Origin of the sequence: Shewanella sp. SM69, from assembly GCF_025653985.1 — a bacterium.
In the GTDB taxonomy this organism is placed as follows: domain Bacteria; phylum Pseudomonadota; class Gammaproteobacteria; order Enterobacterales; family Shewanellaceae; genus Shewanella; species Shewanella oncorhynchi.
This window is the reverse complement of sequence record NZ_JAKKRV010000002.1, coordinates 294,117-320,679: the sequence shown is the minus strand read 5'-3', so window position 1 is coordinate 320,679 and position 26,563 is coordinate 294,117. Positions and strand designations below refer to the sequence as shown.

The window sequence follows — 26,563 nt, the reverse complement described above, 5'->3', positions numbered from 1 at the left end:
TTATTTAATTAGAACAGCTTATCGTCTGACAGGAGTTGGTCTAATTCCTTATCTACTTTGATCCGTATCTCATGTTCAATTTTCACATTGAGATTGATAACGATAGGTTTATCTGGCGGTTCTATTTTGACTGTGGGCGTACAGCCCTGCAATGAGGCTAGGGCTACCAATGCGATAAGCGCGCTTCGGGTACCTATGCTAATTTGCTGTAATTGAATTATCTTCACTGAGGTTTCCTTGTTACTTCACTGATTTTTCGATTCTGTCCTGCAAGTCATTACCAATTTGCAGACTTCTAAATAATTGCAGCATGTTCTCTTCGTGGGAGTAATTCAAGTGGATAGGGCGTTCAATCCCTTCACCGCGGCCTTTTACTTCGACGAGTAGTTTAGCATCACCGGCTTGGTCCATATCAAAGCTGCTTGATAATTGGCTGTATTGTAAGTGTTCTAACGTCGAAAAGACAAAGTCTAGATACGGTTGGGATTGGCGCATCTGCTCAACGGCGGGGTTGCCCGAGATAGCGATGAGGCCGCCGGGTGCGCGCGCGGCTAATTGCCCGCCAGTGATCGACACTTTGCCGTTGATTAAATCGACGGGCAACACGCCATCGAATATGCCGTCGGCATAGATGCCAATTTGTGGTTGAATGCGCAGGACCTCTTCCAGACTCATGGCCTGCAGCAGCAGATAGGCATGGGATTTATCCTGCAATTTAAGATTAAATTCTGGCAGCAGAAACTGTCCGCTGAGCACTTTGCCTTTGGCGGTCATGGAAACATCGGTGTCACTTAAGCCTGTGAGTTGTTGTATCCAATTGTCGGGCAATTTCTCGGCATCTTTGCCAAGGGCGATATCGGCTTCCACTTCGATATCGGTCAGTGGGAAGCCAGGATCAAATAAGTTAAAGGTCATCAGCGTCTGCGGGCAATTGAGCTTACTGAGGCTGCTAAAATAGCCTTTATCCTGCGGCTTGTTATGAGACTCTTTTTTATAAGATTGCCCCCAAGTGAACTCACATTGCGCTTGCAGTTTTCCCCCCTCAAAAATGATGTCTTTATAAAAGCCTTCAAGTTCTGTCATCGATTGAGTTATTTGCATGGCAAATTGGGTCTGATCGCGCTGTTGGGTTAAATTAAACTGCGCCTGTAATTGGTTATTACCTGTGACATTAAGCTCAGATGGTAAGGGTTGGGTTTGATTGAGCAAGGCCAGCGCCTCGGTCATGCTAGTGTTGACTACCCATTGGCCCGTTAACACTAAGGGATTGTTCGCGGTGGCAAGGTTCAACTTGTGTTGGCTTTGCAGCTCAACAGTGCCCACTTGCCAGTGCTCATCACCAAAGAGCGTATTATTTTTCCAATCTAAGCTTTGTGCCAGCGTTAACTTGTCCAGCTTGAGTACGGTTTCTTTGCGGCTGCGGCCTTTGCTGCTGAGCTGTTTTTCGATATTAAGCTGACTTGCTTGCCATGCGAGTTGATTACGCCAAGTGGTAGCGCGTAGTGAGTCGAACAGCGCTTCGATATCGGGTTTAAGCTCAAATGACATGGCTTTTTGTAATGCAATCGAGAAACTGCCCGCATTCATATCGGTTTTCGTTATGATGCTAGTGCTAGCATTTTTATCCGCATTAGCCTCAGTGACTACATCATCTGTCACTAAAGTCTGTTTGGTCTGCGAAAAATACAATTGCTCCAGTGCTAAGGTTAAAGGCGGTATGGCAAGGGTTAACCTGTTTGCGGTATCAGATGTGGGCACTGAGCTTTGCGCTGGACTGGCTTTCTGAATGCTAGCGTTTTGAATACCAGAACTCTGAGTATGAGTGCTTTTCTGCGAGCTTATGTTCAGCGGTGCGAGAGCATTTATCGCGATACTACCAAGGCTAAACTCTGCATGTTTAGCCGCATTTTTATTTTGCATGCTAATACGCTTAAGCTCACCCACGGCGAATTGTAGCGTGTTGCCAGTATTTTGTTTTGTTGATTGAGTCAGTTCAGTCGATTCGGTAGCGGCAGTGATAAATTGCCAATCGGTTGAACTTGGCGTCTGAACTAAGTTAAATGTGCCTGCTGTCGTTAACTGACTATTATTCCAGCTAAAATCCTGCGGCGGATTTGTCCACAATTCAGATAATTGCATTGAGCTTGTTTGCTTCGTACTAAGGCGCCAATCTGTTTTGAAGGACAGTGCTTCGGTTGATTTTGTGATTTCAACATTGGCCAAATCGACTTGGGTATCGAGCTTACTGCCTAAGGTTTTAAGCTTCACTCGAGGAAGTTTAATCGCAAGGGGATTAGCCAAGTGCACATCTTGCGGAATTTGAGTCAGCGGGTAATGCAGGGCTTCAGGTAATGTCAGTGCGATTCCCACTGGTGTATCTGTACTTTTGAGCCCCGATAGCAGCTTAGCGATTTGACTCGCTAGCTGATCAGGCACTTGCTCAGCTATCGGTTGAGATACTGGTTCAGATACTGACTGAGATGAAGGTTTAGCCAGCGTCTCATCGAGCAGCTGCATCAATCGTTGTTGCTGCTCTGTATTTGGACTCAGCGCTAAGCTAAAGGGCTCTAGTTTTAGGTCAAGTTCGGCTAAATGCCCAGCAATCTTAAATGCGAGCTCAGGTTTTGGCGCAAGCTCGGGTTTAGGTGCAAGTTGCAGCGCAGCCAACTGATTAAAGGTCAGCTTTGGCTCGATTAACTGATGCTCACTGATAAGCTCGCCTGAGGTTAATGTGATACTGCTGTTGGATATCAATTGGCCTTGTAAATCAATCGCTAACGCTTGCCACTCTTTATCAAGCTCAGTTAACGGACTCAGTACACTGTCCTGCGCTTGCCTTAGGCTGATTTGATGCAAGCTTGCAAGCAGCGGCGCGAGCTGGATTTGACTCATGAGTTGCCATTTGTTGGTTTCGAGTGTGGCTTTAAGTATGGCGATGCTTTCACCTTCGTGGCTAAACTCGCTGTTGATTTCCCCTGCGCCGTTAAGGCTCAACTTATCCATTACCAAACGATAGGCGGGTAAATCATTATGGGTGTTGAGATGGTGGGAGTTGAGAATAAGGCTGGTTTTTCCGATATCGATGAGTGGTAGTGATTTGATATCTAAGGCCAATGCGGGGCCTTGTTCATCGATGGCATTCCGATTGGGTAAAAACAGTGATTGCCCTAACTCGACTTCAATATCACCTGTGGATATTTGGGTGATTTTTTGAGTGAGGTAAGAGGCTTGGCTGAACTGTTTAAGTTCGGCAAAACTTTGCGGCCAGTCAAGTTTTAGCTGAATATTCAAATCATTAAGTCTGATATGGCTATCATGCACCCTCAGATTGGCAGAGGTAATTCGCCAATGTTCTAACTGACTTTGCCCTAATTCAATGTCAATCAGTTCGCTGTCCATACCTGTGAGGGCAAAATTTGCCGCCCGTATGATGAGTTGTTCAGCCTGGGTATTCACAATCCAAACAGTTAACGCCACGCCCGCCAAGATGCCCGTTAAGCTGGTCGCCAATAAGGTTTTTTTTAGGGGGAATTGACGGCGATTTTGCGCAGCAACATGAGTATCCGTTCCAAAATCTAAAGCACCACTGCGAGGGCCTGCAGATATCTCCGTTGCCTCGTGCTGAAGTGCCTTGCTATCAGAGGCATTGCCACGGCTTGGCTTGTTGTGGATTGGCATTGGGTTTGATATTTATCCTTTTTTGACTGAGCCCTGATCAAACTCGTGCCTTAGCAGTACACAAATACACGAATGTGTATATTTCATCGGCACTTTTACTTTGTTCGGTTACTTCGGAGCTTTTATATCGCGCACGAGCACCTGAGGCAGTTTAACACTCAAGGGCTTAGCTGACTAATGTGAAAGGATCATTGAATAGACAAGCGCCTGCTGTCAATAGTTGAGGTTTTACAGGCTCTTGTACTTCATCTTTTATTCGAGCTAGCTAACTTTTGGTTAACTCACTCTTGGTGAGTGAATTGCGGCTAGCTAAATATCTGGGCGGCGATCACCACAATTCCGCAAAGTGTGGCGAGCATTAAGGCTAACTTGCCGCCCGCAACGCGGTAACCCGTCGGCATATTGGCAGCGTCTCGCATTTGGCGTTGTGTCCACACCATGGCCACAGGTAAAAAGATGGCGAGGATCACCAGCGCAATCGCCGCATAACCTAGGGCGGTGATAAAACCTTGAGGGTAGAAGAGGGCAAAACCTAAGGGCGGTAAAAAGGTGATAGCCGCGGTTAAGCTTCGACCTGTTGCATTATCTTCTTGCCTTAAGCTTGAGGCCATAAAATCGAACAAACCTAAACTCACCCCTAAAAACGAGGTCGCAAGGGCGAGATCGGCAAATAGACTAATAGCGCTACTTAAGTATTCACTGTGCAGTACGCTCGCCAGTTGATTGATAAAGCTTGATAAACTCTGGTTTTCGAGCAATTGACTTTGGTTCAATACGCCTTGACTGCCCAGTTGCCACAAAAGGTAAATCACTAATGGCAAAGCCGAGCCAAACAACATGATCCTGCGCAGGGCTTTGACTTCAACGCCTAAGTAGCGCACCACTGAGGGAATCGAACCGTGAAAACCAAAGGAGGTAAAAATCACCGGAATAGCCGTGACAATTAAACCTTGGTTAAGTGGGAGTTCGAGCAAATGTGGGCTTTCAACCTGCGGCAGTAACAAGGCCAACATAAGCAATAATGCCAATAGCTTAAGGGCAAATAAACCGCGATTGATGAGATCCACACAGTGGGTTCCCATGCCCACAATGGCGCCAACCAGCAGGGTGAATAGGATGGCACCCGCCTGCGGTGGCAAATTTAGTCCTAGCCAAGTGCTCAGCTTTTGGTTCACTTGCTCGCCGCCGCCAGCAATGTAGGCGGCGCAGAGGGCGTACAGTAAAAACATCAAGGCGCTATTGGCGATCAACTGGCCCTTACGACCCAATAAGCGTTGCGCTAAGTGATTAAGGCTGGCATCGCTGGGGGCGAATTGATGGATTTCCACCATAAGCAGTGCCGTGTAGGCCATCAGCGCCCATAGGATGAGCATAATGGCGGAGGAGGTGCCAAAACCGAGTCCAGCCGATGCGATAGGCAAAGCTAACATGCCCGCGCCGATTGTGGTGCCGGCGATAAGCAGTAAACTGCCGAAAATTTTATTCTGTGTCATAACATGATCTCAAAAGCGTGTTGCAAGAAAAAGAGATAAAGACTTGATCCTAAAGCAACTGTCTTAAAGGATTTTGATGCGATTCAAGCACAAAATGATTTAAGCAAATGAGACAGTGGCGCTAAGCGGATCCGAAAGGATATGGCCACAATGGAAGGTCAGGCAAGGTGCCTTTATACCCAAACAACCTGAAGATGCAGGATTCAGCGGGAGTTTAACGCACTTTAGGCAAGGCGGTTATTTGCAGACCTAGCGGGCTAAGTTAAAAATAACCAACACCGCATAAAGTGCGTTAAAACCCGCCGGGACGGAGCGTCTAGGGTACTCCACTCCCGTGTTGCATCAATTCAAAAGGTGGTCGACATTCTGTCATTGATGCGCCTTGAATTGAAGCCCCCTAGGCGCTCTGAAACTCGTATCTTCAGGTAGCTTGGGTATATCCATTGCGGCTACAGATAGGGAGTATAAAATGCTGTGAAACACATAAAACTTGCCTTAGCGTGTGTTGAGTAAAAACGGATAAGTGTTTTGATGCTTTGCCTTAATAACCTAACGGCAACGGAGGTTACCATAGGGAACTGAAATGTACTTGTCAACTATTACAACAGTATTTTGATTATTTTTTGTCACAGGATTAAGGCGCAAGATATTCATTGATTACATTGCGGCAATGGCACTTGAGGGAATCGCGCGATAAAAAATGCCGCCGACTTGATTTAAGCTGGCGGTATTTTTAGCGGTAAAATCGATAGTAAGACATCAGGAACAGTGAGCAGATTATGCTTTGCTCTGCAGCGCCTTTTCATGTCTTGCCAGCAAGTTTGCTGTGATGTCACTGAGGCTTAAGTGTTGATCTTCAAGCAATACCAGTAAGTGATAGATAAGATCTGAGGCTTCGTTAACCAGCTCTTCCTTATCGTGGGTCGCAGCGGCAAGGGCGGTTTCAAGACCTTCTTCTCCGACCTTTTGGGCGATACGTTTTGTGCCGCGCGCAAACAAAGACGCCGTGTAACTGGAATCGGCACTTTGCCCTTTACGTGAGGCGATTAAGCTGGCGAGGTTGCTCAAAAAGGGGTGCGCATTGTCATCTAACCAGCAACTTTCGGTGCCTTTGTGGCAGGTTGGGCCGTTGGGGATCACTTGCACTAACAGGCTATCGTTATCGCAGTCTTTATCGATAGCGACCAACCTTAGCGTATTCCCCGAGGTTTCACCTTTAGTCCACAAGCGCTGTTTTGAGCGGCTGAAAAAGGTGACATCACCTGTGCTTAAGGTTTTTTCCAGCGCGGCCTTATCCATGTAACCGAGCATTAATACCTTGCCCGATAAGTGATTTTGGATAACGGCAGGAATGAGCCCATCCTGTTTGTTCCAATCCAGCTCATTAACTTGAACAGGGCTAAAATCCGACTTAGTGTTTGTTTGCGTTGACATAGTATTCACTCTTAATCTGTTTGTAGAACCTAGAACCTAGAACCTAGAACCTAGAACCTAGAACCTAGAACCTAGAACCGCTCTAGCGTCTAATCGTGATCCCTTCGGCCGCTAAATAGGCTTTTAATTCACCGATGTTGATAATCGCCTTGTGGAATACGCTCGCTGCCAGCGCCGCATCGACCTTAGCTTCAATAAATACATCGCGAAAATGCGCCATAGTTCCAGCACCGCCCGAGGCAATTAACGGCACGTCGCAGATGGCGCGAACAAGACTTAACTGCTTGATATCGTAGCCACCGCGCACGCCGTCTTGGTTCATCACATTGAGTACGATTTCACCACAACCTCGTTTTTGCACTTCTTCAACCCAGTCTTGGGTAAACCATTGGGTATCTTTGGTCGCCGCTTCATCGCCAGTAAATTGCTTTACTTTATAGCTGTTGCTGGTGGCATCGAAAAAGGAGTCGATACCAATCACGATACACTGGCGGCCGAATTCGTCCTGCAGGCGTGAGATCAAACTCGGATCAGTTAAGGCGGGCGAGTTAATCGAAATCTTATCCGCACCAAAGGCTAATAATTCACGGGCTTGGCTAATGGTTTTAATGCCACCTGCCACACAGAAGGGAATATCAATCTGCTCCGCCACGCGGCTCACCCAAGATTTATCGACCACACGTTCGTGGGCACTGGCGGTAATGTCATAAAACACCAGCTCATCGGCGCCTTCTTCGGCATAACGCGCGGCTAAGGGGACGATATCGCCGACAATTTCGTGGTTACGGAATTGCACGCCTTTCACTACTTTACCGTCTTTTACATCTAAACAGGGGACTAGTCGTTTGGCCAGCATTGGATTGCCTCCGCCACGTTAAACTGATTGATAAGCAAGGCTTTACCTATAATGATGCCCGCAGCGCCGCTGTCTCGCACGGCGCTCACATCCTCAAGGGTCGCAATACCGCCGGAGGCTTGCCAAGCGATGTCGGGGAAGCTTGCTGCAATTTCTTGATAAAGCGCGGTATTTGCGCCCGTTAAGGTGCCATCACGGCTAATATCAGTCACCAGCGCGTGCGTTAAGCCGACAGCGCTAAAGGTTTCTACGAGGGATTCTAAACTCTTACCGCCACCACTTTGCCAACCGGATACGGCGACCATTTTCTCGCCGCTCTGGTTGATATTGACATCGAGTGCGAGGCAAATCGCTTCGCTGCCGTATTTGATAAACCATTGTTTAACTAACTCAGGTTCTTTCACCGCCAGTGAGCCAATCACCACACGTTTTACGCCGATATCTAATAATTCAGTGACTTGCTCTTCAGTACGAATGCCGCCGCCCACTTGAATATTGGCGTTAAGTCCCGCCACTAATTCACTGATAAGGCGAGTTTGGCGTTTCGCGGGATCTTTCGCACCCGTTAAATCAACGATATGCAACCACTTAGCGCCTTGTGCCTCGTAGGATTGCAGCTGCGCCAAAGGACTTAAATCAAAGGTGGTCTGCTGGCCATAATCGCCTTGATAAAGGCGGACGACATTGCCATCAATTAAATCAATCGCAGGAATAATCATAAGCTCACATCCTCGACTAATTTGTTTATAACTAATTTATTAATAACTAGTTTCTTAATGAGTAATTTATTCATTGGTCAGTCTTTCCTGCGCCAACTTGTCCATCAGCGCTTCATCCATCTGTAAAAAGTTACGCAGAATTTGCGCGCCCACGGTGGCACTTTTTTCGGGGTGGAACTGCACGCCCATAAAGTTGCCTTTGCCAATGGCGGCGCTAAAACCTTCACCATAGGAACATTGGGCTAAGGTAAATTCACTCAACGGCGCGCGGTAACTGTGGACGAAATATACATAACTGCCATCTTCAACGCCTGCAAACAGCGGGTGAACGTTAGGGATTTTGGCTTCTTGTGAGTTTGTCGTTAGCTTAAGTTGGTTCCAGCCCATGTGTGGCAAAGGTAAGCCTTCAGCTTTGAGTAACTGCGTATCCAGTTCACAAATGTCGATTGGGATTATGCCTAAGCACTCGCAATCTTGACCTTTTCCGCCGCGCTCCTTAGAAATCGCCGCGAGCATTTGCATGCCAAGGCACACGCCTAGCACAGGTTGAGTCAGGCCTTGAATAAGTTCGACTAAACCTTTTTCATGTAAGGACGCCATGGCGGCTCCCGCTGTGCCCACTCCCGGTAGCACCACACGTTTTGCCGCTTTGATTTTGGTTTTATCGTCTGTGACTAACACCTTAGCGCCTAAACGCTCGAAGGCGAAACGTACTGAGTTTAAATTGGCGCAGCCCGTGTCTATGATGACGGTTTCAGCATCTGATGATTCATTTGCTGTTAATTGCGGGCTAGTTGTTAATTGCTGGCCAGCTATTAATAGAGTGTCTTGTTGCATCCTAACCTCTTAAACGATTTATGCTGATGCCTTAAAGCACGCCTTTGCTCGATGGCAGAATATCGCCTTCGACTTTAACCGCTTGGCGTAGCGCGCGCCCGAGCACTTTAAACAGGGCTTCAACCTTATGGTGATCGTTATCGCCCTGCGTCGACACATGCAGCGTACAGCGCAGGCCATCGGCAAAGGATCGGAAGAAGTGCGGCACCATTTCAGTGGCCATTTCGCCCACATGCTCACGCTCAAAATCGGCCGAGAACTTGATAAAAGGGCGGCCAGAGATATCCAGCAGACATTCACCCTTGGCTTCGTCCATCGGCAGACTAAAGCCGAAACGGGCAATGCCGCGTTTGTCGCCGAGCGCTTGGCGCAGGGCATCACCTATAGCCAGTGCAGTGTCTTCGATGCTGTGGTGATCGTCGATTTCTAGATCGCCATCGACTTTCACATCCATTTTAAAATTACCGTGGGTGGCAATTTGATCGAGCATGTGGTCGAAAAAGCCAATGCCAGTGTCGATTTTACCTTTAACGGAGCTGTCGAGATCCACAGTCACGCGAATATCGGTTTCTTTGGTGGTACGTACGACTGTGGCGGTGCGGCCTTTATTGAGCAGCGCATCGGCGATGGCGTTCCAGCCTAAAGTGTCGCGTTGATATTTCAGGCTTTTAATGCCCATGGCATTGCCCAGCTCCACATCGGTTTCGCGATCGCCAATTACCGCCGATTGGGTGAAATCGATGCAGCCTTGGGTGAGGTAGTCTTTTACTAGCCCAAGCTTAGGTTTACGGCAGCTGCAATTTTCATCGTTAAAGTGCGGACAAATCACCACATCTTCAAAGTTAACCCCTTGGCTTTTGAGGATTTGCATCATCATATTGTGGGGCGCGTCGAAATCTACCTGCGGGAAAGACGGTGTGCCAAGGCCGTCTTGATTGCTGACCATGACTAAGCGAAACCCTGCCTTTTGCAGACGTAGCAAAGCGGGGATCACCTGTGGCTCAAACACTAATTTAGCCAGACTATCGACCTGTTTGTCGGTGACGGGTTCTTCAATCAAGGTGCCATCGCGGTCGATAAACAGAATTTTTTGTGCAACGTTCGGGACAAATTGTGGGTTCATGGCTCTACCTTCAAATTCAATTCGTTTAGCTAATGCTTAAGCTGATTTAACTTTCAGCGTTACATTGCTTTTTATTAGTTTTTTATGATCAGAGATTTATTATCAGTGACTTATCATTCATTTCCTGATGGCTGCTCAGTGCGTTGCGATTCAAATAAATTCACTAACACATCGGTATCCGCCTTTGAACTAAAGCTAAAACGGATGGACTTAGCAAGCCTTGGGTCTTTGTAGGCGCGAGCGACAACACCGCTGCCTTGCAGTAACGCAGCTACCTTGGCGACATCATCAAATTCAGCCAGCACATAATTGCCGTTAGGCTTAAGCACGCGGGCGCGCGAATCTGAACTATTCGATTTTGAACAATAAGCGCTGATCGCCGCGGTGAGCCTGGCGCCTTGCTCATTTAATTGTGCAACTTGCACTTTCATCCGCGCAACGCCAGCGCTTGATAGCGCTTGGGTGGCGATTTCACTCACGGGTAGCGGCACAGGATAGGGCGCAATTACGCGTATAATGATGTCGACTACGGCCTCATTTGCCAGCATAAAACCACAGCGTGCTCCGGCGAGAGCAAAGGCTTTTGACAGGGTGCGCAGTACCACCAGATTCGGATAGCTTTCCAGCAAATCCGCCACACTGTATTCGGGGCAAAACTCAATATAGGCCTCATCGATCACCACAAGCGCGTCGGGCAGGGCTTTGATTGCTTGCTCGATAATGGCTTTGTCGATCACAGTCCCGGTCGGATTATTGGGATTGCAGATAAACACCAGTTTTGCGCCGCGAACGTCCTCGGCATAGCTTGTCGGCAAGCCATATTCTGCACTGAGATTTAACGCTTTAACGCCCACATTAAAGGTGTTCGCGCTGATGGCATACATGCCGTACGTCGGGCCAAAGCAGGCAATGCTGTCGACGCCTGGTATACAAAAGGCGCGAATTAACAGTTCAATCGCTTCATCGGCGCCGCGGCTGGCAACTATCTTGCTGGTGCTCACGCCGCTGTAGTTGCTGTAGGCACTGATAAGCTGCGGTGGTTGGCATTCTGGGTAACGATTCAATTTTGATAAATCGAGCGCTGCCGTATCGACATTATTGAAGGGTGATTCGTTGGCATTGATCCAAATATCACCACGACCGCCCAGTCTGCGGGCACTCTGGTAGGGCGTTAAATCCAGTAACTCAGGACGCGCTAAGCGCTCGGCTAAATTTAGTGACGCCGATTGCGCTAACGTTGATGGTGCTAACTTTGATGCCGCTAATACTGTGGGTTCTGCTGTCTTTTCCATGCTGCTCACTTGGCTCATTTTCTTCACTCAGCTCTATTTTCAATTACTTAAGGTTAAGCGGGTCATTTCTCTAGGCTAGCTAGGCGAATGGCGACGGCATTTTTGTGCGCATCGAGCAATTCATTACTGGCTAACGTCATGACTGCTTGCCCCAGTCCGATTAAGCCTTTAGCGCTGAGTTCCTGCACGGTAAAGCGGCGGCTAAAATCGGCTAATGACAGGCTCGACACGGCGCGGCTGTAACCGTAAGTCGGTAGCACGTGGTTGGTGCCACTGGCATAATCGCCAACAGATTCAGGTGTATAAGCGCCTAAAAATACCGAGCCCGCGGCGCGAATGTTTTTCAGCACCTCACGGGGAAAGCGCGTTTGAATGATCAAGTGCTCAGGCCCATATTGATTAGAAACCTGCGCGGCTTGCAGCATATCGTCCACAACAAAAGTACGACTGCTCAGTAGTGCCGTTGTAGCTATATCACAACGCGGCAGGGCAGCGAGTTGTCTTGTTAGTGCATCATTTACGCCATCGGCTATAGCTTGCGAATCTGTCACTAAAATCACTTGTGAATCAGGGCCGTGCTCCGCTTGCGAAAGCAAATCGGCGGCGATAAATTCGCAATTGGCGTCGCTATCGGCAATCACTAGCACCTCAGAAGGACCTGCCGGCATATCGATACACACAGTGCAGCGACCATCCTGTGACACTAAGCGTTTAGCTTCAGTCACATAGCGATTACCTGGGCCAAAAATCTTATCAACAGCCGGAATTGTTTCTGTGCCAAAGGCCAGTGCCGCAATCGCCTGCGCGCCGCCCACTTGATAAATTTCAGTGATCCCACAAGCATTGGCAGCATAGATAATGGCATCGTTGATCGGTGGTGGGCTGACTAATACTCTTTGTTCGCAGCCTGCGATCTTGGCGGGCAGTGCAAGCATCATCACAGTAGAAATTAATGGCGCGCTGCCACCGGGGATATATAAACCCACTTTTTCAATCGGTTCGCTACGTAGCTCGCAGCGTACTCCCGCCTCGGTTTCCATATCAATCGGGCGAAATTGCTGGGCGCTGTGAAACACGTCTATGTTCGCCATGGCTTTGGCTATCGCCGCTTTAAGCTCTGGTGATACTCGTGCGCTTGCCGCAGCAATCTCGGCTTCACCCATGCGCAGCTCGCCACTTCCTTGTCCATTTAAATCTCTGGTCGCGTTATTGAAGCCATCAAACTTTTGATTAAATTCAGCAATAGCAGCATCACCCCGCGTTGCCACCGCATCGATAATGGCGCGAACGCTTTGCTCTAAGCCGCTGTCACCAATTAAAGGCGAGCGTTTCAGCGCCGTTTTTTGCTCGGCGGTTGATAAGGTTGACCAAGTTAGGATTTCCATACATTACCCCATCATTTTTTCGATTGGCATTACCAGAATCGAGCTGGCACCGAGTGCGGTCAGCTGTTCCATGGTATCCCAAAACAAATCTTCGGTACTGACGGCGTGGATAGCAACGCGGTTAGTATCATCATTTAATGGCAATACGGTTGGGTTTTCAGCGCCGGACAGCAGGGCGACGATTTGATCTAAGGTTTCGGTTGGCGCGTGCAGCAGGATGTATTTGCTCTCACGGGCGCGGATAACACCATTGACGCGGGACAGAATCTTGTCGATGAGTGCTTGTTTCGTCGGCGTTTGGGTTTGGGTCGATTGAATGATGCAGGCCATAGAGCGGTAAATCACTTCAGTTTCGTATAAACCGTTGGCCTCTAAGGTGGCGCCCGTCGACACGAGATCACAAATCCCATCGGCAAGGCCGGCACGCGGGGCGACTTCAACCGAACCTTTTAACATACAGTCGCGATAAGTTATGCCTTTTTGTTGCATAAAACGGCGCAGCAGGTTCGGGTAAGACGTGGCGATGCGTAATCCTTCTAACGAGGAGGCATCGGCGTAACTGAATTCTGTTGGTACGGCTAACGAGAGGCGACATGATCCGAAATCTAACTGACGCAGTTTGAGGCAATCTGCGGGTTTATTCAGGGTTTGACGCTCGATTTGTTCCTCTTCGAGCACATTTTCACCGATGATCCCCATATCAACCACGCCGTCCATCACTAATCCTGGGATATCGTCATCACGAACGCGCAGTAAATCGATAGGCATATTGTCAGCGTGAGCGATAAGGCGTTGTTCATTAATGGAAAATTTAACACCACAGCTTTTTAGCAGTTGCTGAGAGTCAGTAGAAAGACGGCCAGATTTTTGGATGGCGATGCGTAAACGGTTCGATTCAGTCATAGTGTTATCTCGCTCAAAAGTATCAAAATTAAAAGATTCAAAAGTGTGTGTTTAATCGGTTTAATACGTCTTGCCATTCAATGGGCTCTAGCTAAGGTCTTTAGTTAAGTGCTCTTTGCTAACGTATTGATAATTTATTAAATATCTAAAGTTGCTTATTTAAATTAAAACCAAAATTAACGCCTAAATGCAAAAACCCCCGGAATTCCTTCCAGGGGTTTATGATCATCTTGAATCAGTCCGCCAGAAGGATATAGTCCTCCGGCAGTGAGCGTCCGAAGGCTACCGCATATGGTGGTGATGGTGGTGGATAGCGTTCAGTAGTGGGCTCATTTTACTCTCTCGGTATTTAACGTTATTGGCTTAACTGCTCGAAATACAGTGAAGCGTTGAATTCGTTTTTACGGACGTCTATCCGTATAAGTGGATTTAAACTAACCGCTTTTATGAGCCTTTGCAACAGTCAATTTGAATTAAATGAGAATATTTATGCGTTTTTGTGAAAGGCAGAGGGTTATCGTTAAATAAAGTTATTGAGCATTTTTGTTGGAGGGATGTTGAAAGTGGATGGAAATGTGTTGGAAGTCGTGCAGGGGATTCGTAACTTGAGTTGTGAGCATTTGCTGATATTCATTAATACAGGCTTGCCATGGTGTTCACTCACCGACTCGCAGCTAGTCCGTCCTTGGATGCTCGACCGCCCCGTCCATGGTGCGGACGGTCGTCTCGCTAATCACCATGGCCTACCTTTTTAGCATTAGCATAAACTGTAGGTTTTAAGGAGACACGCAGCACGCTTTTGGACAAAAGCGCGGAAGATCTATTACTCACAATCGTCTAGTTCACATTACGATAAGTATGGCGAAGGTCAAAAAACGTAGACATTGCTGAGGTCAATTCTAACTAGATGGCCAAATTAACCGTACCACTACAAACAATGGGTGGCTTAGAAAAATTTGAATAACATCGATTGTTAGATGTGTTCATTTATGATGAAAGTATAAAACGGCGTAGTTTCATCCTCGATTAACTCACGTACTGAATTAAGCTGTAATCGTTTTGATACCGCTTTAAAAAAGCGCAAAGCCAGTTCATTTTCTTTGAACGTAGCGACCAGTATCGGTGTGCTAATCTGCTCAAATATTTGACGGACTACTTCGAGCGCAATCCAACCACCGCGATATTTAGGAAGAATAAAGAGGTCAGCCAGTTCCCAGATAAGCCTTTTTTCATCTTCAACCCATTCTAGTAGAACAAAGCCTACCAATACTTCATTTACCCAAATGAGGTAGGCTTTTGCCTCTTGTGAGTTAACATAGGATTCAAGATCTGAGGCTGTAGAGCCATCATATAACCCATCAATGCCTATATCTTCTTTACTCCAAGATGTTGAATCAAAATAATAAAGTTGGAGCAGACGTTGTAGCGTTGTGGTGTCACTTGTTTTTAAATTGATAAGACTAACGTTTGACATCATTCATCCTGATTACCTGCGTCTTAGTATTGATGCTTGGGCACTGAAACATCCTGTTATCGAGCGTATATAATGGTATAGAGTTTTGCTTTGCTGAGGTAGCTTATTTATTTCAAATGGTTAGTGGCAGGCTGAAATCGACAGAAGTTTGCGAACCGTTACAGCTAGCGCACATGCTTTGGCGGATGCTAGCAAATACCGACGTTTAAATTGGCGTTAATTACGCGGCTAACTTGTAGTCTTATCTCAAATCAGCATAATGCTTCGAGCTGTTAAGCTTAACGCTATTGTTTACGGCAGTGGCATGCGGTACTAACCATTGTTTGTGCTTATAAAGTTTCACTATGCATTCGCTCAGTAATTTATTGTGTGGACTTGCAGTACTGTTTTCACTGACGTTCCTAACACCTTGATAAAGGATTGATTCTCCCTTTGACTCGCTCCCGCCAACCGACATCAAAGCATGTTTCCTCTAAAGAAACTGTCGCTAAGCCTTCTGCTTTAAAAGGCGCCGCTGCGGTGAGTCGACTCGCGTCCGAAGTGCAACGCGCATTTTTGCCCGATGGAGTATTGTCTAAACATATTCAAGGATTTAGTGCGCGAACAAGCCAGATGCAGATGGCACAGGAAGTGAGTGAGGCGATAGCGGCGAAGGGGAATGTAGTAATTGAGGCGGGTACGGGGGTAGGTAAAACCTTTGCGTATTTGATCCCCGCGATATTGAGCGGTAAGCAAGTCATCGTCAGTACGGGCAGTAAAAACTTGCAAGAGCAGTTGTTTTTTAAAGACTTACCCGCGCTGGTCGCCATGTTGGGAATTGAGCCAAAACTGGCGCTGCTAAAGGGGCGTAATAATTATCTGTGCCAGTGGCGACTCGATAAGCAAATGAGCGAGGCGACACATATCGATGCGCGTTTGTTGGATGATTTGTTGAAAATCAATCAGTGGGCGAGCACCTGCAAAGATGGTGATATTGGCGGCTTAACCTCAGTGCCTGAGAATTCTTCGGCGCTGCCGCTTGTGGTCAGCACTAAGGAAAGCTGTATTGGTAAGCGCTGCGATTTTTACGATGCCTGCTTTACCCGCAAGGCGCGCAGCCGTGCTCTGGATGCCAAAATTATTGTGGTTAACCACCATTTATTTTTCGCCGATAGTGTACTGAAAGACACGGGCTTTGCCGAGTTATTACCCGATCCTGATGTGGTGATTTTCGATGAAGCGCATTTATTACCCGATATTTGCGTTAACTATTTTGGCCAGCAATGTTCGAGTCGTACTATCGATGATTTCATTCAAAAGCTACTCGCTATTTATCAGACTGAACTCAGTGATACTGGGCAACTCGCCCAATTTTGCCAGCGTTGCCTCGCTAAATTAAGTGATTGGCATAATCAGTTATATTCCTGCGGTGAATCCGATTGGCGTTTAGTGCTGGGAAATAAAGCGCTCGCGGGGGCGTCATGGGATTTATTAGCGGAATTAACCGCGCTGCAGAATTTATTAATGGCCCATATTGGCCGCAGTGAATTGTTAGATGATATCGCCATTAAGTTGGCGGAGTTGAATAACAAGCTCAGTGTGTTTTTTAACTGCGATAATAATCTGGCGGCCTACAGCATCGAATTTGGTAGTCGCTTTGTGGTGCTGCGAATTTCACCAATCAATATTGCCCGTGAGTGCCAACAGTTATTTGTGCCCGAAACCAGCTGGATATTTACCTCGGCAACTTTGCAGGTTAACCGCAGTCTTGTTCATTTTGCCCGAGAAATGGGTATCGTCGATGCGCAGCAAAGTATTCTCGACAGTCCCTTCGATTATCCCCGCCAAGCGGTATTTTGTGTGCCAAGACAACTTGGGAGCGTGACCAATCAACAGCAAGCGTTAAAGCAGCTGGTGGATGTGTGCGTGCAAGCGATAGATGCGGCGCAGGGACGGACTTTTATTTTATTTACCAGCCATAAAATGCTCGAACAAGCGGCGCTGGCACTGCGAACTCGCACTCAGTATCCGCTGCTGGTACAAGGCCAAGCGGGTAAACAGAGTCTGCTGACTAAGTTTCGCCAACTTGGCAATGCGGTATTGCTCGGCACCAGTAGTTTTTGGGAAGGGGTGGATGTGCGCGGTAAATTGTTAAGCTGCGTGATTATCGACAAATTACCTTTTGTGTCGCCCGATGAGCCCCTGTATCGCGCCCGAGCCGACAATGTGAGTCGTCAGGGACTCGATCCTTTTACTGAAGTGTCGTTACCGCAGGCGATTATTGCGCTGAAACAAGGTGTTGGCCGTCTTATTCGCGATGAAAAAGATCGCGGTGTGCTGATCCTTTGCGATAATCGCATTGTGAATCGCTACTATGGCCAAGCTTTTTTAAACTCGCTGCCACCGATGGCGCGCACCCGTGACCTAGAAAAGGCATTGGCATTCTTGAGAACAATCCCCTGAAATTCGTTTATGGTTTACCTAGCATACTTAAATTTGTCTTATTTGCCGGATATGGAATTCTGAGCTAAGTATTGAGCCGTTACACATATTGTAAGGATATAAAAACGGAGGTAAAAATTGCCACCTGTGAGCAATAGGTGGCAAACACCCTTGGAGGTTGGGTCAAGTGGCATCCTGCCTAATGGTTCCATTCAAAATAAATAATTCTTCGGCCTTTGGTTTTAGATTTTTAGTGAATTAATGGCATTCTTTGCAAGCATCTGCTGGTGCTTTTTCTTGATGAGCGATATGGCAATTGGTGCATGTTAAAACGCCATCATGTTTAGTATGAGCTTCACCTGCGAGAGTTTTCATTTCTCCATGGCATGATACACATTGCTGATTTTCAAAAACATAATCCGCTGAAGGTTTTTTATCTTTATGGCAGGATTCACAGTCAGATCTTTCAGAATGACTGTCGGCAAGTGATACCGCCATTAAATTAGTTGAAAAGCACAGTGCGCACATTAGCATCATCTTTTTAAGCATGTTATTTTCCTTTTTTATTGTTGGTTAAATCATCATTCTGAAGCGAGTAAATCATATATCTAGCTTTGAAATATGTAACTTTAAGTTGGAACTGTATTTTTCTCGCTGTTTTATTAGTGATATAAACGGAAAGATAATATCGCTTTTGCTTGGTGCGTAAGTTTAATAATCGAGAATTTTACACCTCAAGCTTTAGCAGTCTTGCGTGTGTATAATAGTTTTTTAATATGACAAAACCTTGATCGTTATCAAAGGTTAACGGGTGAGTTATTTTTTAGCGTTAAAGTATGATCAAGGTTATATTGCGGAATGTAAAAGACTAATGATTTAAATCTGGATTATGTAATTTATATTTTTGATGTTTATTTAAAAATTCTATATTTTAGAAAATATATTGATTTTACTTTTTCTAGTCGGATGTGTGATATTTATTTTGATCTTAAAACAATAGGCGAAGCCAAAACGGGCTTCGCCTATGATGTTTAATGTTGAGTAGCAGAGCTATAATTACACATTAGTTTCTAGCTTGTAGAGCTTAGAAACTTGCAGTTACCCCAGCATAAATACTGCGACTCTTTTGAATATAATCAAGGTCGGTGGCAACTTGGTCACGTTCAGAATCCGTTAGGTTAGTCACGCCAAGCTTCAGTCTAAACATAGGATTAATTTGATAATTCGCACCTATATCGAGCGAGCCATAACCCTCTGATTTGACATTGGCTCGCAAATACTGCTCGCCAGTATAATGGTAGGCGATAAAGGTGGATAAACCATCGAATGCCTGCCATTGCAGTTTTAGGTTATAGCTGTCGTCCGGTGTTAAGGTAAAAGGCGCGCCATTTTGCTTATCTTCGGCATCGGTTTTACTGTAATTACCGTTTAGGCTGAGATCTTGAGTTAAATTGTACCAAGCTTGTAATTCCCAACCAGTGATCTTAGCTTCGTTCACGTTTTGGTAAGTTAATACTGTACCAGGGACTCTATTCCAAGTTTCGGTGATAATTTTATTTTCTACATCGTTATGGAAGTAGGTGATCGAGCCACCAAAATCCGTGGTTTGATATTGGGTCGATAACTCGTAGTTCACTGAGGTTTCGGGTTGAAGATCAGGATTTCCCGCAACGGTACAGGCGCCACGACAAGCGGGGATAATATAATCGGCTTGGGATTGCGCCATATTTGGTGCTTTAAAGGCTTTGCCGCCACCACCTTTAATGACCCATTCAGAGCTTAAGTTATACACTAAATACAAGCGTGGGCTAAATTCGGTGCCGTACACATCGTGGTGATCGACGCGCCCACCTAAGGTGATATTGAGTTCGCCTAAGCTAAATTCATCTTGTAGATACAATGCCGATTGGCTGTCGTCTAAGGTGCCATCACCTAAAATATTGCGGCTATTTTCGAGCTGGGTCCAACGGTATTCTGCACCGCTGGTTAACATGTGATCGCCAAGCAGGACAGTGGTTTGACCGTCGAGATTGTGGTTGGTTTGGGTGATATTACCAATCTCGGCGATTAACGCTGAGTCGTCAGTCACCTCAACATTTTCATAGTAATAGCGCAGGCGAGTATCGCCCCAGTTCCAGTGGCCATTATGGGTCAGACCTGAACTTATCCGCTCCGCTTGTTGGTTATTGGTGAGAATCGTGCCGTAGTTATTCCAATCAGACTCGCGTTCATCGTTGGCGTAACTTAAGTCAAATTGCAGATCTTGCTGGTTATCAATCAGCCATTGTAAATTGGCGAGGGCGCTGATTTCATCTCTGTCTTCTAACGCATCAATAGTGGGTTTTAAGTCCGAGCGCCATGCATCGCGTTTATTGCTGTCGACGATTAAGTTTGCCAGTAATTTATCTTTGATCAGCGCGCCACTGCTGTAGAAATTGTACTTAGTGCTATCGCCACCCTTGCCACTGGTAGGTGCATCGTATTGCACGCCAACGCTGGTTTGCCAGTCCTCAGTTGGTTGACGCAGTATGACGTTAACCACACCGCCCAAAGCTTCTGAGCCGTATAGGGATGACATAGGCCCACGCACAACTTCGATACGTTCAATGGCAGACATTGGAATAGAGGACAAGTCAAAATCGTTGCCATAACCAGAAGTTAATGCTTCGCGGGAGTTAATGCGGCGGCCATTAATCAAGATTAAAGTGTAATCTGAATCTAAACCTCGCAGGCTGATTTCATTGCGACCATAGGGCGTGCCTTCGCTGATGTTCACACCCTGTAAATAACGGACTGCGCTAGCAAGATCGTCTATGACTAGCGCTTCAAGTTCACTGCGGTTTATCACGGACACTGAAGCTGGCGCCGAAAGCTCCGAGTGTTTAGTTTGTGTTGCTGTGATCACCATGCGTTCCATTTCTGGAGTGGTATCTTGCGTGTTTGCAGCACTAGCCCATGCTGCAGGTAATAACAAACATAAACCAATAGCGCGCGATAGCTGGCTCAACATAGGTGTCTGTGTTGCATGAGATAGATGCGAGGTTTGGCGAGTGCGACGGATAAAGCGGGGCATATCATTCTTCCTTCGGTAATTTTGGCGAATGATAATTATTCTTAATTATAGCTTCAAGCTTGGATGTCTCTCTTTTGTGTAAAGGCAGTGTAAATTTTTTAGTGTTTAATAACAGTGTGATAGCCCGTATATTCGACGTGTTGCTCGCTGGCATGGTCATTCTGATTGAGCGGATTGAGCGGATTGAGCATAAGGCACTGAGTATGACGATCTGAGTCTGACTGTCGTCGGATAAATCACTAAAAAATAGTGAGAATAATCAGAAACTATCACCGCACAAAACTGCATAACGTAATATGAAGCTATATCAATATGATTAATATGGATATTTTAACTGGCATAAGCTTTGCTGGCGATGTGACTTTATGTTTCGTGGTGCATTCATGTTTGTGATGTGAATCGTCGCCATACAAAATGTATTGCCAATATTTACGGAGAGAATATGAATCCAGCATTTTATAGCCTAGCCACAGTCACTGTTTTAACTTTGTCACTCGCCACTACCGAACCTGCTGTTGCAACAGATGCGCCCGCATTAGCTAAAGCAGCATCAGTTAAAACGGCTGGGGCTCCACAAGCTGACATTGCTCAGCCCGCTGCTGCACTTACAGACACTTTATTTACCCAAATTGCAGCGGTGGATTTTGCTGTGTTCGACAGTTTCAATAAGTGTTCAGCCCCTGCTGAACTCAAGAAACACGCGGCGTTTTTCACTGAAGATGTAGAGTTTTACCACGACACGGGCGGCGTCACTTGGAACCGCAAGGACATGATCGCTAATACTGAAAAATATGCCTGTGGCCATTACCGCCGCGAGTTAGTTGCGGGCACGCTGAAAGTGTTTCCGGTGAAAGAGTTTGGCGCGATAGAGCAAGGCGTTCATCGTTTTTGCAGCTTTGAAACCGGCAATTGTGAAGGTCTAGCCGACTTTGTCATTGTGTGGCGCAAACAGAACGAACAGTGGAAAGCTACCCGAGTGCTGAGCTATGGGCACAGAACCGCTGAGGCCAAAACGGACTAAACCAAAGCTAGCTTTTAACAAAAAATGAGCCTTTAACAAAAAGCTAGCCTCTAACAAAATGCAGTAGTCGATTATTGGCGGGCATAGCCACATCTTGCTTCAGTGTTAAGCCTTGCTCGCTGGCTAAACTGCAAATCCATTCAATATCGCGAATGCCGCTGGCGTGATCCCGCTGTTTTAAAAAGGCATCAAACTGGCGATTGCTGTCACTGCTAAATTCGCCTTGGTAGTTAAAGGGGCCGTAAATGCACAGGGTCTTGAGTTGGGGGAGATACAGACCAAGGCCAGTAAAAAACGCTTCAACCATATTTTGGCTCATAATATGCAAAGTGTTTGCAGTAAATACGCCATCAATATCAGATGTTAATCCCTCCACTGGCCATGGCACAGTGACATCAAGGGTAAGTGGTAAGCGTAGGTTTGCCGCTGCATTGGGTAGCTTGCCTTCATTCATACACCTTGCGGTAATGACCTCAATATATTCAGCCTGATCGCTGGTTTGCCAGATTAAATGGGGAAGATTTGCTGCAAAATACACAGCATGTTGCGCTGTGCCACTGCCGATTTCGAGTACATGTTGGTTGAGTGAGAATGCTTGTGTTAATACCGCTAAAATCGGCGCTTTGTTGTTTTCACACGCTTGGGAAAACGGCAATTGGGTAAGTGGCTGGGTAATTGGCATTAGTGGCATAATGGACTCTAGGTTGCTGAGATAAAAAGAGGATGACGCCGCACAAGCCTATCTTAAACCAGCAAAAAGTATAAGACTTAAAAGATAAAATGAGCCGCGCCTTAACATTCGGAGTCTCTATCTTAGGTAACTTAATCTTAGGTGCCTTAATCTTAGGTACCTTAATTTTAGTGCCTTAATTTTAGGTACCGCTATTTCCAGAAGCTTCCATCTCAAGCTTCTCCATTTCAGGTTCTTCAAGAAGGAGTCAGCAGCCAGCTCAACTTCCTTTGTCATGTCCTGCAAAAATAGTTATCGCAATTCACTGTTGACCTCGATCTCAACTTAGATATACTCACAAATTCTGAACGCTTGTAAAAAATATAAAACAACGTCGGTATGATGCCGTGTTAAAACTAGTCTCCAAAACTGAGTGTCCAGAAGAACTGAGTGCCCAGAACTAAGACTTAACACTCACTTTCAGCCATCAACTTTCAACAGTTAACTTTCAACATCAAGGAATGACCATGCCAGCAGAGCGTTGCGCCTCTTACTACAATGCCACCATTGACCAAGAGTCGGATTATCCTGTGCTTGAAGGCGACATTCGAGTCGATGTGGCGATTGTCGGTGGCGGTTTACTGGCGTGGCAACGGCGTTGGAATTATCTGAGAAGGGCTACAAAGTTGCGCTTATTGAGGCTAACAAAATTGCGTGGGGCGCGACCGGACGCAACGGTGGGCAGGTGACGGGCAGTTTATCCGGCGATGTTGCGATGACAAAACAGCTGCGCCGTCAAATTGGCCATGAGGCCGAAGATTATGTGTGGAATATGCGTTGGCGCGGCCACGATATTATTAAAAATCGGGTGGCCAATTACGGCATAAACTGTGATTTAAAGTTTGGTCATATCCAAACCGCTTACCAGCCAAAGCACATGCAAGAGCTTAGGGCTATGCATAATGAGGCGCAGCGCCGCGGCATGGGTGAATTTATGACGCTGGTATCCGCCGATGAAATGCCTGCCTATTTAGGCTCGCCCTTGTATCACGGCGGCTTAGTCAATCGGCGTAACATGCATTTGCACTCAGTTAATTTATGCCTGGGTGAAGCCCGCGCGGCAGCAGGTCTTGGGGCGTTAATCTTTGAACACTCACCCGTACTTGATATTGAAGAAGGCGATGTGGCGACTGTTATCACTGCCAAGGGAAAAGTGCGCGCCAACAGTGTGCTGATCGCCGGTAATGCTTACCATAAACTCGCCCGTCCAAAACTGCGCGGTATGTTATTTCCGGCGTCCTTAGGCAATTGCGCCACTGCGATTCTGCCCGATGATGTCGCTTTGCAAATCAATCCGCAGGATTTAGCCGTGTATGATTGCCGCTTTGTACTGGATTACTATCGCCTGACCGCGGATAAACGGCTGATGTTCGGCGGCGGCACTAACTACAGCGGCCGCGATCCTAAAAATGTGGCGGCGGAATTACGGCCTGCGATTGAACGTACGTTTCCACAATTAAAGGGTGTTAATATCGAATTTGCCTGGGCCGGAATGGCGGGAATTGTGATTAACCGTATCCCGCAGCTCGGCAAAGTGTCGCCTAATGTATTCTATTGCCAAGGATATTCTGGGCACGGAGTAGCGACATCGCACATTATGGCCGAGATAATGGCCAATGCGATGGACGGGGAATTGCGTGAGTTTGATTTGTTTGCGGCCATGCGCCATATCCGCATTCCGTTAAATGAATGGTTCGGCAATCAAGCGCTTGCATTAGGCATGTTGTATTACACTTTGCGAGAAAACTGGCGCTAGTTTGCGCCGTGTTGTCTGCTACCAATCAATTTGCTCAAACAGTATTTAATCCTGCTCGGCGAGTTTTTCGGCAAGATAATCAACCAATACGCGGATCTTGGCCGACAGGTGGCGATTTTGCGGATAGAGTGCCCAAATGCCTTCTTTGGCTTCGCGGTGAGTGTCAAGGAAGGAGAGCAACCGTCCGGCTTGAATATCTTCTTCAATATAATAATCAGGCAGTTGAACTATCCCTATGCCTTTTAGTGCCGCATCCCTTAATGCGTAGCCGCTGTTACAATTAAGATTGCCGCGGACTTTAATATTGCGCTCGCGGCCATTTTCTACAAAGCGCCAGTAATTATGATTACCAATCAAGCAATTGTGCTGGCTAAGTTCAGATAAGGTATGGGGCTGGCCGTATTTTTCCACATAGCTTGGTGAGGCGGCGACATAGTGGGTACGGCTGCTGAGCGGTTTGGCCATCAAACTCGAATCGGCGAGTTTTCCGAGGCGAATCGCCAGATCATAACCGCCTTCAATCAAGTCCAAGGTGCGATTGGTCAAGTCGACGCTAAATTCAACACTGGGATATTGCACCATAAAATCATTGAGTAACGGCATGATAAATTTCTCGCCATAGGCGACTGGCGCCGTGAGCTTGACTAAGCCTTGGGGTGAGTCCTTTAGGTTTGAGATGGCGCGCTCGGCTTCTTCTAACCCAGTTTGTAATTGGCGGCAATGACGATAATAAATCGTGCCTTCTTCGGTTAACGACACTTTGCGGGTGGTGCGGTAAAAGAGTTTTGTGCCGAGGCGATTTTCTAAGGTGCTCACTTGGCGGCTAACATGGGCGGTGGAGATATTCAGCCGCTGCGCTGCTAGGGTAAAACTTTCGGCCTCAGCCACTGCGACAAATTCAGAAATGCCATCCCAGAGGTACATTGTTGTTACTCAGTAAAAATGAATTGCTTGAATACTAGATTGTCTCTCGCTGAGAAACAAATACAATCCTCCTATTCAGTAGCATCAGTGCAATGGGCGCAAGAATTTACTTGGCCTGAATTGAATTTATGATACACCAATGACTTACTCCTATTACCTATTCAAGGGACGTAACAATGTCGAACGAAAAACCGCAGTTTATTAAATCAAAGGCCGCTGTTGCTTGGGGACCAGGACAACCACTTAAGATTGAAGAAGTGGATGTGATGTTACCTAAAGCGGGCGAAGTCTTAGTGCGCATTGTGGCTACGGGCGTGTGTCACACGGATGCGTTTACCCTGAGCGGTGACGATCCAGAAGGCGTATTCCCAGCGATTCTAGGCCACGAAGGCGGCGGTATAGTTGAGCAAGTGGGCGAGGGGGTGACCAGTGTACAAGTGGGCGATCATGTGATCCCACTTTATACCCCAGAGTGCGGCGAGTGTAAGTTCTGCCTATCGGGCAAAACTAACCTGTGCCAAAAAATTCGCGCGACCCAAGGTAAAGGCTTAATGCCCGATGGCACCACGCGTTTTTATCTCGATGGCAAGCCTATTTTCCATTACATGGGCTGCTCGACCTTCTCTGAATATACTGTGTTACCTGAAATCTCATTGGCTAAAGTCAATAAGAGCGCACCATTAGAAGAGATTTGTCTGTTAGGTTGCGGCGTAACCACTGGTATGGGCGCTGTGATGAACACGGCCAAAGTGGAAGAAGGCGCAACCGTGGCGATTTTCGGCCTCGGCGGTATCGGTTTATCGGCAATTATCGGTGCTACTATGGCCAAAGCCAGCCGTATTATCGCGATTGATATTAATGAGTCTAAGTTTGAGTTAGCCAAAAAACTCGGCGCGACCGACTGCATCAACCCAAAATTACTCGATAAGCCTATCCAAGAGGTGATCGTTGAGATGACCGATGGCGGCGTGGATTACTCATTCGAGTGTATCGGCAACGTCAACGTGATGCGCAGCGCCTTAGAGTGTTGTCATAAAGGGTGGGGTGAGTCGGTGATCATAGGTGTTGCCGGTGCTGGTCAAGAGATTTCAACCCGTCCATTCCAACTGGTTACTGGCCGAGTGTGGCGCGGTTCTGCCTTTGGCGGTGTGAAAGGGCGCTCAGAGTTACCACAGATTGTTGAGCGTTACTTGGCGGGTGAATTTAAGCTCGATGATTTTATCACCCATACTATGGGACTGGAGCAAATCAATGAAGCGTTCGAGCTAATGCACCAAGGTAAGAGCATCCGTAGCGTGATCCATTTTGATAAATAAGCGATTTTGCACGCTAAGTTGATGCTTCAGCTTGATGTGACTAACGGGCAGACAGGTGCAAATCTGTCTGCTGTGTTGCCAACGGAGCTGACGATAAGCGCCATGACTAACGCTAAGACTAACGTTAT

Annotated in this window: 20 protein-coding genes and 1 pseudogene; 5 read left to right on the top strand and 16 right to left on the bottom strand. The window is 46.8% G+C overall.

The genetic code is table 11. The features are described from left to right. Window positions 1-8: 8 nt before the first annotated feature. From L5M37_RS04755 to hisG, 11 genes are all read right to left on the bottom strand, one after another. Window positions 9-227: a YnbE family lipoprotein gene (locus L5M37_RS04755; protein WP_028759774.1), complete on the bottom strand. Its 219-nt coding sequence runs from the start codon at window positions 225-227 to the stop codon at window positions 9-11. 13 nt (window positions 228-240) lie between these two features. Next, the gene (locus L5M37_RS04750; protein ID WP_263199594.1) at window positions 241-3,678 is read right to left on the bottom strand and encodes a YdbH domain-containing protein; all 3,438 of its coding nucleotides are present in this window, start codon (window positions 3,676-3,678) and stop codon (window positions 241-243) included. A 305-nt stretch (window positions 3,679-3,983) separates the two neighbouring features. Next, window positions 3,984-5,171, bottom strand: coding sequence for an aromatic amino acid transport family protein (locus L5M37_RS04745; protein WP_263199593.1), 1,188 nt, complete (start codon window positions 5,169-5,171; stop codon window positions 3,984-3,986). A 777-nt stretch (window positions 5,172-5,948) separates the two neighbouring features. After that, the gene (gene hisIE / locus L5M37_RS04740; RefSeq protein WP_263199591.1) at window positions 5,949-6,605 is read right to left on the bottom strand and encodes a bifunctional phosphoribosyl-AMP cyclohydrolase/phosphoribosyl-ATP diphosphatase HisIE; all 657 of its coding nucleotides are present in this window, start codon (window positions 6,603-6,605) and stop codon (window positions 5,949-5,951) included. Between the two features lie 82 nt (window positions 6,606-6,687). Beyond that, window positions 6,688-7,461, bottom strand: coding sequence for an imidazole glycerol phosphate synthase subunit HisF (gene hisF / locus L5M37_RS04735; protein ID WP_263199590.1), 774 nt, complete (start codon window positions 7,459-7,461; stop codon window positions 6,688-6,690). Next, window positions 7,443-8,180: a 1-(5-phosphoribosyl)-5-[(5-phosphoribosylamino)methylideneamino]imidazole-4-carboxamide isomerase gene (hisA, locus tag L5M37_RS04730; protein WP_263199589.1), complete on the bottom strand. Its 738-nt coding sequence runs from the start codon at window positions 8,178-8,180 to the stop codon at window positions 7,443-7,445. Before hisA ends, hisF begins: the two co-directional genes overlap by 19 nt. A gap of 66 nt (window positions 8,181-8,246) precedes the next feature. Next, entirely contained in the window at window positions 8,247-9,017 is a 771-nt protein-coding gene (hisH, locus tag L5M37_RS04725; RefSeq protein ID WP_263162702.1) for an imidazole glycerol phosphate synthase subunit HisH, read from the bottom strand. A gap of 31 nt (window positions 9,018-9,048) precedes the next feature. Further along, on the bottom strand, window positions 9,049-10,140 hold the full coding sequence (hisB, locus tag L5M37_RS04720) for a bifunctional histidinol-phosphatase/imidazoleglycerol-phosphate dehydratase HisB (protein WP_263199588.1): 1,092 nt from the start codon (window positions 10,138-10,140) through the stop codon (window positions 9,049-9,051). A gap of 113 nt (window positions 10,141-10,253) precedes the next feature. Then, window positions 10,254-11,450, bottom strand: a complete 1,197-nt coding sequence (gene hisC / locus L5M37_RS04715) for a histidinol-phosphate transaminase (RefSeq protein ID WP_263199587.1) — start codon at window positions 11,448-11,450, stop codon at window positions 10,254-10,256. A gap of 44 nt (window positions 11,451-11,494) precedes the next feature. Next, window positions 11,495-12,817: a histidinol dehydrogenase gene (hisD, locus tag L5M37_RS04710; RefSeq protein ID WP_263199585.1), complete on the bottom strand. Its 1,323-nt coding sequence runs from the start codon at window positions 12,815-12,817 to the stop codon at window positions 11,495-11,497. A 3-nt stretch (window positions 12,818-12,820) separates the two neighbouring features. Then, window positions 12,821-13,720: an ATP phosphoribosyltransferase gene (hisG, locus tag L5M37_RS04705; RefSeq protein ID WP_263199583.1), complete on the bottom strand. Its 900-nt coding sequence runs from the start codon at window positions 13,718-13,720 to the stop codon at window positions 12,821-12,823. A 554-nt stretch (window positions 13,721-14,274) separates the two neighbouring features. On the opposite strand from hisG, the gene L5M37_RS04700 reads away from it, so the two are divergent. Beyond that, window positions 14,275-14,475, top strand: coding sequence for a hypothetical protein (locus tag L5M37_RS04700; protein WP_263199582.1), 201 nt, complete (start codon window positions 14,275-14,277; stop codon window positions 14,473-14,475). Window positions 14,476-14,693: 218 nt separating this feature from the next. Here the strand turns inward: L5M37_RS04700 and L5M37_RS04695 are convergent, their stop codons facing one another. Further along, the gene (locus tag L5M37_RS04695; RefSeq protein ID WP_263199581.1) at window positions 14,694-15,197 is read right to left on the bottom strand and encodes a GNAT family N-acetyltransferase; all 504 of its coding nucleotides are present in this window, start codon (window positions 15,195-15,197) and stop codon (window positions 14,694-14,696) included. A 429-nt stretch (window positions 15,198-15,626) separates the two neighbouring features. On the opposite strand from L5M37_RS04695, the gene L5M37_RS04690 reads away from it, so the two are divergent. After that, complete coding sequence (locus tag L5M37_RS04690) at window positions 15,627-17,636, top strand: ATP-dependent DNA helicase (RefSeq protein WP_198572292.1); 2,010 nt, start codon at window positions 15,627-15,629, stop codon at window positions 17,634-17,636. A gap of 237 nt (window positions 17,637-17,873) precedes the next feature. On the opposite strand, the gene L5M37_RS04685 is transcribed toward L5M37_RS04690, so the two are convergent. Together L5M37_RS04685 and L5M37_RS04680 are read right to left on the bottom strand one after the other, a co-directional pair. Beyond that, complete coding sequence (locus tag L5M37_RS04685; protein WP_028759787.1) at window positions 17,874-18,164, bottom strand: cytochrome c3 family protein; 291 nt, start codon at window positions 18,162-18,164, stop codon at window positions 17,874-17,876. Window positions 18,165-18,699: 535 nt separating this feature from the next. Then, window positions 18,700-20,688: a TonB-dependent receptor domain-containing protein gene (locus L5M37_RS04680; protein WP_105252636.1), complete on the bottom strand. Its 1,989-nt coding sequence runs from the start codon at window positions 20,686-20,688 to the stop codon at window positions 18,700-18,702. 442 nt (window positions 20,689-21,130) lie between these two features. On the opposite strand from L5M37_RS04680, the gene L5M37_RS04675 reads away from it, so the two are divergent. After that, window positions 21,131-21,709 (top strand): nuclear transport factor 2 family protein, encoded by a 579-nt coding sequence (locus tag L5M37_RS04675; protein ID WP_263199580.1) that lies wholly within the window; start codon window positions 21,131-21,133, stop codon window positions 21,707-21,709. Window positions 21,710-21,752: 43 nt separating this feature from the next. Here the strand turns inward: L5M37_RS04675 and L5M37_RS04670 are convergent, their stop codons facing one another. After that, window positions 21,753-22,400, bottom strand: coding sequence for a class I SAM-dependent methyltransferase (locus L5M37_RS04670; RefSeq protein WP_263199579.1), 648 nt, complete (start codon window positions 22,398-22,400; stop codon window positions 21,753-21,755). 506 nt (window positions 22,401-22,906) lie between these two features. Between L5M37_RS04670 and L5M37_RS04665 the strand changes: the two are divergent. After that, window positions 22,907-24,195: pseudogene (locus tag L5M37_RS04665) on the top strand (NAD(P)/FAD-dependent oxidoreductase). A gap of 45 nt (window positions 24,196-24,240) precedes the next feature. Here L5M37_RS04665 and L5M37_RS04660 read toward each other — a convergent pair. Then, on the bottom strand, window positions 24,241-25,119 hold the full coding sequence (locus L5M37_RS04660) for a LysR family transcriptional regulator (protein WP_219252648.1): 879 nt from the start codon (window positions 25,117-25,119) through the stop codon (window positions 24,241-24,243). 176 nt (window positions 25,120-25,295) lie between these two features. Between L5M37_RS04660 and L5M37_RS04655 the strand changes: the two genes are divergently transcribed. Further along, window positions 25,296-26,435 (top strand): S-(hydroxymethyl)glutathione dehydrogenase/class III alcohol dehydrogenase, encoded by a 1,140-nt coding sequence (locus tag L5M37_RS04655; RefSeq protein ID WP_263199578.1) that lies wholly within the window; start codon window positions 25,296-25,298, stop codon window positions 26,433-26,435. Window positions 26,436-26,563: the final 128 nt, after the last annotated feature.

Coding starts and splice junctions, on each gene's coding strand:
- L5M37_RS04750 (WP_263199594.1), bottom strand. CDS start 3,678: ATGCCAATCCACAACAAGCCAAGCCGTGGCAATGCCTCTGATAGCAAG.
- L5M37_RS04745 (WP_263199593.1), bottom strand. CDS start 5,171: ATGACACAGAATAAAATTTTCGGCAGTTTACTGCTTATCGCCGGCACC.
- hisIE (WP_263199591.1), bottom strand. CDS start 6,605: ATGTCAACGCAAACAAACACTAAGTCGGATTTTAGCCCTGTTCAAGTT.
- hisF (WP_263199590.1), bottom strand. CDS start 7,461: ATGCTGGCCAAACGACTAGTCCCCTGTTTAGATGTAAAAGACGGTAAA.
- hisA (WP_263199589.1), bottom strand. CDS start 8,180: ATGATTATTCCTGCGATTGATTTAATTGATGGCAATGTCGTCCGCCTT.
- hisH (WP_263162702.1), bottom strand. CDS start 9,017: ATGCAACAAGACACTCTATTAATAGCTGGCCAGCAATTAACAACTAGC.
- hisB (WP_263199588.1), bottom strand. CDS start 10,140: ATGAACCCACAATTTGTCCCGAACGTTGCACAAAAAATTCTGTTTATC.
- hisC (WP_263199587.1), bottom strand. CDS start 11,450: ATGAGCCAAGTGAGCAGCATGGAAAAGACAGCAGAACCCACAGTATTA.
- hisD (WP_263199585.1), bottom strand. CDS start 12,817: ATGGAAATCCTAACTTGGTCAACCTTATCAACCGCCGAGCAAAAAACG.
- hisG (WP_263199583.1), bottom strand. CDS start 13,720: ATGACTGAATCGAACCGTTTACGCATCGCCATCCAAAAATCTGGCCGT.
- L5M37_RS04700 (WP_263199582.1), top strand. CDS start 14,275: ATGTTGAAAGTGGATGGAAATGTGTTGGAAGTCGTGCAGGGGATTCGT.
- L5M37_RS04695 (WP_263199581.1), bottom strand. CDS start 15,197: ATGATGTCAAACGTTAGTCTTATCAATTTAAAAACAAGTGACACCACA.
- L5M37_RS04685 (WP_028759787.1), bottom strand. CDS start 18,164: ATGCTTAAAAAGATGATGCTAATGTGCGCACTGTGCTTTTCAACTAAT.
- L5M37_RS04680 (WP_105252636.1), bottom strand. CDS start 20,688: ATGCCCCGCTTTATCCGTCGCACTCGCCAAACCTCGCATCTATCTCAT.
- L5M37_RS04675 (WP_263199580.1), top strand. CDS start 21,131: ATGAATCCAGCATTTTATAGCCTAGCCACAGTCACTGTTTTAACTTTG.
- L5M37_RS04670 (WP_263199579.1), bottom strand. CDS start 22,400: ATGCCACTAATGCCAATTACCCAGCCACTTACCCAATTGCCGTTTTCC.
- L5M37_RS04660 (WP_219252648.1), bottom strand. CDS start 25,119: ATGTACCTCTGGGATGGCATTTCTGAATTTGTCGCAGTGGCTGAGGCC.
- L5M37_RS04655 (WP_263199578.1), top strand. CDS start 25,296: ATGTCGAACGAAAAACCGCAGTTTATTAAATCAAAGGCCGCTGTTGCT.